We start from the raw sequence: 10,692 nt of genomic DNA, 5'->3' as shown, positions 1-10,692 counted from the left end.
GGACGGCGGCCCCGGTGCCGGCCATGGTTCGAGACGCGCTCCTTCGGAGCGCTCCTCACCATGAGGCCGATCGAGTCAGCGCCTAACCCGCCGTCCCGGAATGACAGTGCCTAAACCTCGTCCACCAGCAGCGGGCCGGCGTGCAGGTACTGGGCGACGCGGCGCTTGGCCGCGATGTCGCGCCACACATTGTCGAGCTGCGCGACCGTGAGGCCGATGGCCGGCGCCGCCGCCTCGGCCGCGACGCCGTTGTTCAGCGCCCACAGGCACAGGTCCATGCGGTCCCAGGGCAGCGAGAAGTAGAACTCGTCCTGGGTCTGGGCGAGCGACCAGGTGTCGGTGGTGGGCGGCCGGCGGCGGATCTCCTCCGGCACGCCGAGATGCGCCGCGAGCGCGTAGACCTGCGTCTTGTAGAGATGCGCGATCGGCTTCAGGTCGGCGGCGCCGTCGCCGTTCTTGACGAAGAAGCCCTGGTCGTATTCGAGCCGGTTCGGCGTGCCGGCAACGGCGTAGTTGAGCCGGTCGGCGTGGAAATACTCGATCTGCTTGCGGGTGCGCTGCTTCATGTTGGTCGCGGCGACGATGCCGAGATACACGTCGAGCGGCAGCCGAAGCTTGCGCTGCACGCCGTCCGGCGACTGCACGACCAGGGAGGTGAGGCTGTAGGGCGAGCCGTCGAGCGCGTTGGCGATCGCGACCTTGCAGCCCCAGCCGTCGCCGTACTCCGGCACGACGGTGCGGATCAGATCGTCGCGCCGGGCGTAGCAGCGGGCCGCCTGCAGCATCGGCGCGATGTCCTCGACCACGGTTTCGATGCCGATCGCCGCCGCCATCAGCCGGCCGAGCCGCAGGCTCTCCGGATCGGAATCGGTCTCCGGCATCAGCACGCCGAGCACGCGGCCGGGCCCGAGCGCGCGGGCGCACAGGGCCGCCGTGACGCTGGAGTCGATGCCGCCCGACAGGCCGAGCACGACGCCGCGCCGGCGCAGCGTACGCAGCACCTGGGCTTTCACCGCGGCGGCGATCCGCACCGTCTCGGCGACCGGGTCGATGGCGAGCGCGGCGGCCGAGAAGGCGGTCGCGGATGTCGGGGGCGGCGCGGCCACGACCTCGTCGATGGCGTACAGGCGGAGCGGCGTGGTCATTCGGCGGCATCCATCAGCGGCGCGGCGAGCGCGCGGCGGTCGATCTTTCCGTTGTCCGATTTCGGCAGCGCGTCGCGGAACTCGACGTGCTTCGGCACCATGAAGTCCTCGAGATGCTGGGCACAGTGGCGGATCACGTCCTGGGCCGTCAGCTTGCCCGGCTCCACCGCCACGAAGGCCTTGATGGCGGCGCCCAGGATCGGATCGTCGACGCCGATCACCGCCGCCTCGCGCACGCCGGCGAGGGCGTACAGGACGGTCTCGACCTCCCGCGGGCTCACCTTCTCGCCGCGCGACTTGATGATGTCGTCCTTGCGGGCGACGAAATACAGGAAGCCGTCCGGGTCGGCGCGGAACAGGTCGCCGGTGTGGAGCACGTTTTCCCACGGATAGGGACCCGGCTTCAGCGCCCGCGCCGTCGCCTCGGGATTCTCCCAGTAGCCCTTCATCACGTGCGGGCCGCGGATGACCAGCTCGCCGACCACGCCGGGCGCGACGCGCGCGCCGGCCTCGTCGACCACGTAGGCCTCGGTGCCCGGGATCGCCACGCCGACCGAGTCCGGCCGCCGCGCCAGCTCCGCCGGTGGCAGCCAGGTGCAGCGCTTGCACTCGGTGAGCCCGTACATCGAGAACAGCCGCGCCTGCGGAAACAGCGCCTGCAGCTTCTCGATATGGGCGGCCGGCAGCGCCGCCGCCGTGTTGGTGAGGGTGCGCAGCGTCGGCAGGTCGCCGGCCTTCAGGTCCTTCATCTGAAGCAGCAGCGCCGCCATGGTCGGCACCAGCGGGAACACGGTCGCGCGCTCCGCGTCGATCTTCTGCAGGATCACCTGGGGGAACGTGAAGGACTTCTCCAGCACCAGTGTCGCGCCGACCTTCGCGGCCATCAGCACCTGATAGAGGCCGTAGTCGAAGGACAGCGGCAGCACGCTCATGACGACGTCGTCGGCGCGGCTCTCCAGATAGGTGGTGATCGAGGTCGCGGCGGCCACGACATTGTCGTGGGTCATCATCACGCCCTTCGGAAAGCCGGTCGAGCCCGAGGTGTAGACCAGCATCGCGAGGTCCGGCCCGATGCCCGGGAACGGCAGCACTCCCGGCTCGGCCGCGACCGCCTCCTCGATCCGCAGCCAGTCCGCCGGCGTGTCGGCGCGCGCATCGGCGACCACGACCGTGGTGACGCTCGGCGCCTGGGCGAGCGCGGCCTGCAGGGTGCGGGACAGGCGGCCGAGCGTGACGACCGCGGTGGCCCGGCAATTGTTCAGCACGAAGGCGAGCTTGTCGGCCTTGGTCGAGGGATGCAGCGGGCTGAACACGGCGCCGGCCTTCAGGCTCGCGAAGATCGCGACCACGGCGTCGGCGCCGTTGTCCATGAACACCACGACGCGGTCGCCGCGGGTCACGCCGCGGCGCCGGAGCGCACCGGCGAGCCGGGTCGACGCGACGTCGAGATCCCGGAAGGTGAGCCGCCGGTCGCCGGCGACCAGCGCGACCTTGTCGGGCGTGCGCGAGGCGCTCCCGACCAGAAAGTCCTCGACCCGCATGGGCGGCTCCTCGATGGGCGAGCGGAGGCGCGGACGCGCCGTCAGGCGGCCGCCGCGGTGTTCAGCTTGCTGTCGACATAGGCCGCGATGCGGTCGATCGAGTCGAGGTTCTCCGGAACGATGTCGGCGTCGTCGACGACGAGGCCGAACTCGGTCTCCAGAAAGGCGACGAGCTCGAGAATGCCGGTCGAGTCGATCAGCCCCGCGTCGAGCAGCGAGTCGCCGTCGGCGATCGACTCGCGGTCCTCGCGGAACAGGAAGTTGTCGTTGATGAAGGTGCGGATCTGGTCGCGGCGCATGGTGGTCATGGGTCCTCAGGCGGCTTCGTGAGACGAACGGGGGATGCTGGTGTCGACGAAGCGCCCATGCAGGAGCTGCGTCGAGAGAATGCCGACGAAGGCGGCGTTGTCGCGGGCTCCTGGCGCGCGCCCGGCGTCGCACTTGCGCAACAGCTTCTGGACGGCGCCGGCGTCGAACAGATCGGCCCGTCCGACTGCGGCGAGCGACAGCGCGTCGTCGACATAGGACGGCCGCTGCGGGCCCAGAAAGGCGCGGCTGTCGGGCGCCCGATAGGGCTGCTTCGGCCGGTTGGCGATGGCGTCCGGCAACAGATCCGCCGTGGCCTCGCGAAGAATGTGCTTTTCGCGGAGAACCCGGAGCTTGAGATGCGGCGGGATGCGGGTGGCGAAATCGATCACGCGCGGATCCAGGAACGGGAAGCGTCCCTCGACGGCGTGCGCCATCGACACACGGTCGCCTTGCGACGAGAGGATGTAACCGGGGAGCAGGAAGGCGGTCTCGAGATACTGCGCCTGCGACAGCGGATGCCAGCGGGAGAAGTCGTCCGGCAGCCGGTCGCGCAGATCGGCGAGCGCGTCGTAGTCGCCCAGCGTCTCCCGCAGGCCCGCGCCGTAGAACTGCTTGATGCCGCGCATCGTGCGGAAGCGAGGCAGGTGGGAGAACAGCGGATCGGCGAGCTCGTCGGCGCTGCCGAGGAAGAACGCCTCGCGATAGCGCTGCGACTGGGTCTGGAGCTGCGGCAGGTAGGGATAGAGCCGCTGCAGCAGCAGCGGCCGCCGGCGCGAGCCGGGCTGCGCGGCGCAGAAGCGGCGCAGCTTCGCCTCCTTGAACAGGTCGTAGCCGGCGAAGACCTCGTCGGCCCCCTCGCCCGTCAACACGACCTTGAGCCCCTCGCGGCGCACCAGGGCGGCGAGGCCGTAGAGCGGCGCCGGACCGGTGCGCACCAACGGTCGCTCGACATGGGCGACGATGTCGGGAAACGATCGTGCGATATCGGCGCCGGCGCAGGTGATGGTGCGGTGCTCGGTGCCCAGCGCCGCCGCCATCATCTCCTGGAACGGCCGCTCGTCGTATTCGGCGTCCTCGAAGGCGACCGAGAAGGTCTTCAGCCGGTCCGGCGCGAGCCGCTTCATCAGCGCCGTGACGATCGAGGAATCGAGGCCGCCGCTGAGATAGGCACCGACCGGCACGTCGGCGCGCAGCCGGATCCGGGTCGCGTCCTCCAGCAACGCGCCCAGCTCGTCGGCGATGTCGCGGGGAGCGCGCCGGTCGAGCGCCGCGTGATCGCCCGCATCCGGAAACGACAGGCGCCAGTACGGCGTGACGCGCAGGCCGGCCTCGTCGGCGAGCAGCATGTGGCCGGGCGGCAGCTCGCAAATGTCCTTGAAGATCGTGCGCGGCGCCAGCGGGAACCAGAAGGTCAGCACCTGGTCGAGCGCGACCGGGTCGATCTCGGCGGCGACGTCCGGCACCTCGAGCAGCGCCTTGATCTCGGAGGCGAAGTACAGCGCGTTCCCGCGCGTCGCGTAGAAGGCCGGGCGCACGCCGACGCGGTCGCGCGCCAGCATCAGCCGGCGCCGGCCGCGATCCCACAGCGCGAAGGCGAAGTCGCCGTTGAACTTCTGGACGCAGTCCGGGCCGAACACCCGATAGGCCTGGAGGATGGTCTCGGTGTCGGAGGCGGTGCGGAACCGGCAGCCGCGCTGCAACAGCTCGTCGCGCAGCTCGACATAGTTGAAGATCTCGCCGTTGAAGGTGAGGACGAGCTCGTCCTCCACGTCGCTCATCGGCTGCGCGCCGCCGGCGAGATCCAGGATGCTCAGCCGCGCATGAGCGAGGCCGACGCCGACCTCGACATGGCTTCCTCGCGCATCCGGGCCACGATGCGCGATCGCGCCGACCATCCGGGCCAGCAGCGCGTGCGGCGGCACGGTGGGGTCGGGTCTACCAACGTATCCGGCGATACCGCACACGTGGACGGCTCCTTCGGTGACGCGACGGGGTCAGGACGCGTGCAACCTAGGCTATGAAACGGTCTAATGCAGCGCGTTTCGGGGGTTAACGTTAAACTGCAGGCCGGCCCGGCACCACCTCGGGGGCCGACCCGCGGGGCAGACCGGCGGTAACGCTGTCGGGGCAAATTCTCCCTCTAGTCGTGGTACTAGCCTCCGGATCTGGTATTTCCGTCGGGTGCGACAGTTTGTACCTTGGGGCCGAGCGCAGGCCCGCCCGCCATGGAGGCCAGGCGTGAGCGTTATGGGATTCATGAGCCCTGCATCGTCCTCTCCGCCCGGACCGACGACCGCGATCGCCGCGCCCGACATCGTTGCGCCCGACGTCGCGGCACCGGCCGTGATCGCGGCCGGACGGCCGGCCATCCGTGCCTTCGCGGCGGAGGACCTGCCGGCGGTGGCGGGGCTGTTCAAGACCACGTTCCGCAGCGGCGACGCGGTGCCGCTCGCGGCCATCCTGGCGTATTTCCGCAGGCTGTTCCTCGACGGGCCCGAGTACGATCCCGCCTCGCCGTCGCTCGTCCATGTCACGGCGGCCGGCGAGGTGTCGGGCTTCATCGGCTCGCTCGCCCAGCCGATGAGCGTGAAGGGGCGGACGATCCGGGCGGCGCATGCCTGCGCCCTGATGGTCGCCGATCCGAAGCAGGACTCGTTCGCCGGCGCCCGGCTGATGCGCTCCTTCGTCGGCGGACCCCAAGAGCTGTCCTTCACCGAGACGTCGAGCCCGCTGTCGCGCAAGCTGTGGACCAAGCTCGGCGGCACCGCGGTCGCGGCCTACAGCATGAAATGGCTGCGCCTGCTGCGCCCGGCCGGCACCGCCGTCGCGTTGTCGGCGAAGCGCTGGCGCATGCTCCGCGCGCTGCATCCGCTCGCCGGAGGTTTGGACCGCACCGTCGGACGACGCCTCGGCGGCGACTATCTGGCGCTTCCGCCGGAGCCGGCCGGATTCACGACCACGATCGTCGACCGCGCCGCGATCGTGCCGGTCGTCGGCGATCTGATGCGCCGCTTCGCACTGGCGCCCGCCTGGCCGGAGGCGCAGCTCGCAGGCCGTCTGGCCCATGCGGCGCACATGCCGGCCTTCGGCGAGCTCGTCTGCGGCGTGGTGACGGACCGCCGCGGCGCCCCGGCCGGCGCTTTCCTGTATCACACCGGTCGCAACGAGCTCGCCCATGTTCTCCAGGTCCTGGCCCGCGACGCGGCCGCGGCCGAGATCGTCGTCGGCAGCCTGATCCGTGATGCCCATGCGCGCGGCGCCGTCGCGCTCACCGGCCGGATCGATCCGAGCCTCCTCGAGGCGCTGCTCTACGCGAACTGCATCATCCTGCATCGCGGCGCGACGCTGGTCCATTCACGGGACGCGGAGGTGCTCGACGCGGTCGCGCGCGGCGACGCCATCCTGACGGGCCTCGCCGGCGAATCCTGGAGCGAGCTCATCGGCGGTCTGACGGCCGCCCCGCATCGAGGGCCCGCAGCAGCGTGAGGATGGCGCGGTTGAACGGCACGGCGATGCCGTGGCGCTCGGCCGTGCGCACCACCGCGCCGGTGATGAACTCGTGCTCCATCGGGCGGCCGCCGAGCCGGTCGTACAGCATCGAGGTGCCGGTGGTCGGAGTGTAGGTGCGGTGCAGATGGAGCGTGTGGGCGATGTCGGCGGGGCCGATCCGGGCGCCCTCGGCCTGCCCGACCGCGACGGCTTCGGCGATCAGCGTCTCGCCCAGCGCCGCGACCTCGTCGTCCTGGAAGACGCCGATGCGGCGCAGCGTCAGCGCCGTGATGGGGTTCGCGGCGACATTGGTGAGCACCTTGCGCCACATCGCCGTGACGAAATCCGGTTCCTGGACGACGGCGATCCCGGAGTGCTGCATCAGCGTGGCGAAAGCCTCGCCCAAAAGCCCGGCCGGCACCGTGACGCGGCCCTCGGTGTGCAGCCGGATGTGCCCGGGCGCCACCCGCTCGACGCCGGAATAGATCAGCGCCGGCAGCACGGCCGCGTCACCGACGAACGGCGCCACCCGCTCGGCGTGGCCGACGCCGTTCTGAATCACCACGACTGTCGTGCCGGGGCCGACCAGCGCCCGCAACCACGGCCCTGCCGCCGCGGTGTCCTGCGACTTGGTCGTGACCAGAACCCAGGGCATCGGCGTCACGTCGCCCGGCGACGTGGCGATGCCGGCCGCGATCTCGTCGGTCCGTCCACCGCGTTCGACCAGAAGCCGCTCGAACGGCGTGCGCACGCACAGCATCACGGCGTGGCCGGCGTCGGCCAGATGGGCACTCACCAAGCCGCCGATCGCACCGGCGCCGATCACGGCGACGGGCGTCGCACCACCAGTCCCACTCATGTCTCGCTCAGCACTCTCACGATGGCGCCGGTGAGGCGCGCCAGATCCTCCTCGCCGATCGTGAAGGCCGGCGTGAGATAGACGATGCGGCCGAACGGGCGCACATAGACGCCCTCCTCCACGAACCGCGCCTTCAGGGCCGGAATGTCGATGGCGTCGAGCTCGACGACGCCGATGGCGCCGCGCACCCGCACATCGACCACGTGAGGAAGCCCGCGGCACGACGCGAGGCCGTCGGCGAGCCGCGCCGCGATCGCCTTCACCTGATCTAGCCGCGGCTCGCGCTCGAACAGATCCAGCGACGCATTGGCGGCGGCGCAGCCGAGCGCGTTGCCCATGAAGGTCGGCCCGTGCATCAGCGCGTGCATCGGATCGTCCGACCAGAACGCGGCGAAGATCTTCTCGCTCGCGATCGTGGCGGCGAGCGGCAGCGTGCCGCCCGACAGCGCCTTGCCGAGCGTGACGATGTCGGGCACGACGCCGGCTCCTTCGCAGGCGAACATCGCGCCGGTGCGGCCGAAGCCGGTGAACACCTCGTCGAAGATCAGCAGCGTCTCGTGCCGGTCGGCGAGCACGCGCAGGCGCTGCAGCACCGCCGCGTCGTGGAACAGCATGCCCCCGGCGCCCTGCACCAGAGGCTCGACCAGAATGCCGGCGATCTCGTCGGCGCGCCCGGCGAGCAGGCCGTCGAGGGCCGCCGTCGTCTCCTCGTCGCGCGGCAGGTCCGTGATCACGTGCTCCGGTAACAGGCCTTTGAACAGGCGATGCATCCCGTCGTCGGGATCGCACACCGCCATGGTCGCGGTGGTGTCGCCGTGATAGCCGCCGCGGAACGCGACGAACTTGGTGCGCCCGCGAAAGCCGTGGTTGATCCAGTACTGGACCGCCATCTTCATCGCGACCTCGACGGCGACGGACCCCGAATCCGAGAAGAAGACGCGCCCGAGATCGCCCGGCAGCAACGCCGCCAACCGGGCCGCGAGCCGCGCCGCCTGCTCGTGCACGAGCCCGCCGAGCATGACATGCGGGAGCGCCTCGAGCTGCCGTGCGACAGAAATTGCAATATGCGGATGATTGTAGCCGTGACAGGCCGTCCACCACGAGGCGACGCCGTCGACCAGCTCGCGTCCCTCGGCGAGCCGAAGGCGGCTGCCCTGCGTGGCCACGACCGGCAGTGGCGCCGCCGCCGTCTTCATCTGCGCATAGGGCAGCCACACGTGATCCCGGCCCGCCACGTACCAGGATGGCGGATCTGCGCGGCCGGCATGGCCCGACGGCGGCGCCCTCAGGACAGCATCATGCGGGCCATGCATGGCGTGCCCCTCGCCATCGTCGGTTGCTCTTGTCATCGCGGACGGCCACCCTGGAGGCTCGGCCGGAGGAACGGACCGGACGGCCGACGGTCCAGTACCGCATTGCAAACCGCGGTGAAACCCGTTTTGCCTCACGCTCCTTCCGTCCGGACCCTTACGCGGCAAGAACCCACCCGATGCACTCTCTCGATGCCTTCGCCACCGCCAAGCTCGACGCCCTCGCCGCCGAGAGCCTGCGTCGGGATCTCGTCTACACGGCCCGCGACGCGGGCGTCGTCGTCGAGCGCGGCGGACGACGGTACCTGTCGTTTTCCTGCAACGACTATCTGAACCTCTCGCACCATCCGGCCGTGCTGGCCGCCGCACAGGAGGCCATCGCGCGATACGGGATCGGCTCCGGCGCCTCGCGGCTCGTCACCGGCAACCATCCGCTCTACGGCGAGCTGGAGGAGCGTCTCGCACGGCTGAAGGGCGCCGAGGCGGCCTGCGTGTTCGGCTCCGGCTATCTGACCAACACCGGCGTGATCCCGGCGCTGGCCGGCGCCGATGACATGATCGTGATCGACGAGCTGGCGCATGCCTGCCTGTTCGCCGGCGCACGGATGAGCGGCGCCGCCGTGCACGTGTTCCGCCACAACGATCTCGCCCACGCCGAGGAGTTGCTCGCGGCGCATCGCGGCGGCCACCGCCACGCGCTGGTGCTCACCGACGGCGTGTTCTCGATGGACGGCGATCTGGCGCCGCTGCCCGCTCTCGGCCGGCTGGCGAAGGCGCAGGACGCCTGGCTGATGGCGGACGACGCGCACGGCATCGGCGTGCTGGCCGGCGGCCGCGGCTCCACCTACGCGTTCGACGAGCCGGCCGACGTGCCGCTGCAGATGGGCACGCTGTCCAAGGCGATCGGCGGCTACGGCGGCTATCTGTGCGCGTCGCGCTCCGTCGTCGATCTGATGAAGAGCCGGGCCCGCACCCTGGTCTACTCGACCGGCCTGCCGCCGCCCGTCGTCGCGGCCGCGATCGCCGCCATCGACCTGATCGAGGCCGACCCGGGCATGGCGGAGGGGCCTGTCGCCAAGGCGCGGCTGTTCGCCCGCCGGGTCGGTCTTCCCGACCCGCAAAGCCCGATCGTGCCGGTGGTCGTCGGCGAGTCCGAGGCGGCGCTCGCCGCCTCCCGCATGCTCGCCGAGGCGGGCTATCTGGTGGTGGCGATCCGCCCGCCGACCGTGCCGCCCGGGACGGCGCGACTGCGGCTCACCTTCACGCCTGCCCACTCGGACGAGGACATCGAGCGGCTCGCGGACCTGATCCGCGACCGCATACTGGGGACCGTGTCATGACTGTGGTTTTCGTCAGCGCCACCGGAACCGAGGTGGGCAAGACCTTCGTGTCTCGCGGGCTGATCAAGGCCCTTCAGGCGAAGGGGCGGACCGTCGACGTGCTCAAGCCGGTGCAGAGCGGCTACGACCCGCGCGAGGCGGACGGCAGCGACGCCGGCCTGCTGATCGCCGCGACCGGAGCAGAACCGACCGAGGAGAACATCGCCGCGGTGGCGCCGTGGCGGTTCCAGGCGCCGCTGTCGCCGCATCTCGCGGCGCGCCGCGAAGGCCGGACCATCGACGCGAACGCCGTGATCGAGTTCTGCCGCGAGCGCGTCGCCAAGCGCCGTGACGTGTTGGTGATCGAAGGCGTCGGCGGCATCATGGCGCCGCTCGATCCCTCCCACACGGTGCTGGATCTGATGGTCGCGGTGGCCGCCCCGGTCGTGCTGGTCGCCGGCAGCTATCTCGGCACGATCAGCCACACGCTGTCGGCGCTCGACGTGCTGGCACGGCGCGGGCTGGCCGTGAAGGCCATCGTGGTCAGCCAGACGGCCGACAGCTCGATCCCGCTCGACGAGACGGTCGAGTCGCTGCGCGCCTTCGCGTCCGGCATCGACGTGCTGGTGGTGCCGCGCCTGCCGGCCGACCAGGGACCGGAGCATCCCACCTTCGCCCAGCTCGCCGCCACGATCTGACCTCGACGGCGCGCGCCGATGC

9 protein-coding genes are annotated in these 10,692 nt (G+C 70.8%); 3 read left to right on the top strand and 6 right to left on the bottom strand.

Annotated features, from left to right (window positions below):
• Nucleotides 1-110: 110 nt before the first annotated feature.
• From nadE to asnB, 4 genes are read right to left on the bottom strand one after another with little or no spacing between them, the layout of a single operon-like run.
• Nucleotides 111-1,145, bottom strand: a complete 1,035-nt coding sequence (nadE, locus tag CH341_RS09940; RefSeq protein ID WP_111418880.1) for an NAD(+) synthase — start codon at nt 1,143-1,145, stop codon at nt 111-113.
• Nucleotides 1,142-2,686, bottom strand: coding sequence for a class I adenylate-forming enzyme family protein (locus CH341_RS09935; protein ID WP_111418879.1), 1,545 nt, complete (start codon nt 2,684-2,686; stop codon nt 1,142-1,144). The genes nadE and CH341_RS09935 overlap by 4 nt, the downstream gene beginning before the upstream one ends.
• A gap of 41 nt (nt 2,687-2,727) precedes the next feature.
• Nucleotides 2,728-2,994 carry an acyl carrier protein gene (locus tag CH341_RS09930; protein ID WP_111418878.1) on the bottom strand — a complete coding sequence of 89 codons (267 nt, stop codon included), beginning with the start codon at nt 2,992-2,994 and terminating at the stop codon, nt 2,728-2,730.
• 6 nt (nt 2,995-3,000) lie between these two features.
• A complete protein-coding gene (asnB, locus tag CH341_RS09925; RefSeq protein ID WP_111418877.1) occupies nt 3,001-4,959 on the bottom strand; it encodes an asparagine synthase (glutamine-hydrolyzing) in 1,959 nt (652 codons plus the stop codon).
• A 292-nt stretch (nt 4,960-5,251) separates the two neighbouring features.
• Between asnB and CH341_RS09920 the strand changes: the two genes are divergently transcribed.
• A complete protein-coding gene (locus CH341_RS09920; protein ID WP_146604428.1) occupies nt 5,252-6,481 on the top strand; it encodes a hypothetical protein in 1,230 nt (409 codons plus the stop codon).
• Here CH341_RS09920 and CH341_RS09915 read toward each other — a convergent pair.
• The gene (locus CH341_RS09915; RefSeq protein WP_111418875.1) at nt 6,432-7,343 is read right to left on the bottom strand and encodes a 2-dehydropantoate 2-reductase; all 912 of its coding nucleotides are present in this window, start codon (nt 7,341-7,343) and stop codon (nt 6,432-6,434) included. The two genes, CH341_RS09920 and CH341_RS09915, sit on opposite strands and share 50 nt — an antisense overlap.
• Nucleotides 7,340-8,578 carry an adenosylmethionine--8-amino-7-oxononanoate transaminase gene (locus CH341_RS09910; RefSeq protein WP_281022359.1) on the bottom strand — a complete coding sequence of 413 codons (1,239 nt, stop codon included), beginning with the start codon at nt 8,576-8,578 and terminating at the stop codon, nt 7,340-7,342. The genes CH341_RS09915 and CH341_RS09910 overlap by 4 nt, the downstream gene beginning before the upstream one ends.
• A 254-nt stretch (nt 8,579-8,832) precedes the next feature.
• On the opposite strand from CH341_RS09910, the gene bioF reads away from it, so the two are divergent.
• Both bioF and bioD read left to right on the top strand, forming a co-directional pair.
• A complete protein-coding gene (bioF, locus tag CH341_RS09905) occupies nt 8,833-9,993 on the top strand; it encodes an 8-amino-7-oxononanoate synthase (RefSeq protein ID WP_111418873.1) in 1,161 nt (386 codons plus the stop codon).
• Nucleotides 9,990-10,670 (top strand): dethiobiotin synthase, encoded by a 681-nt coding sequence (bioD, locus tag CH341_RS09900; protein WP_111418872.1) that lies wholly within the window; start codon nt 9,990-9,992, stop codon nt 10,668-10,670. The genes bioF and bioD overlap by 4 nt, the downstream gene beginning before the upstream one ends.
• The last annotated feature ends 22 nt before the right edge of the window (nt 10,671-10,692 follow it).

It is taken from the genome of Rhodoplanes roseus (assembly GCF_003258865.1).
Classification (GTDB): Bacteria; Pseudomonadota; Alphaproteobacteria; order Rhizobiales; family Xanthobacteraceae; genus Rhodoplanes; species Rhodoplanes roseus.
Note: the sequence above shows the minus strand (reverse complement) of the source record. Positions and strands in the feature narration are given on the sequence as shown.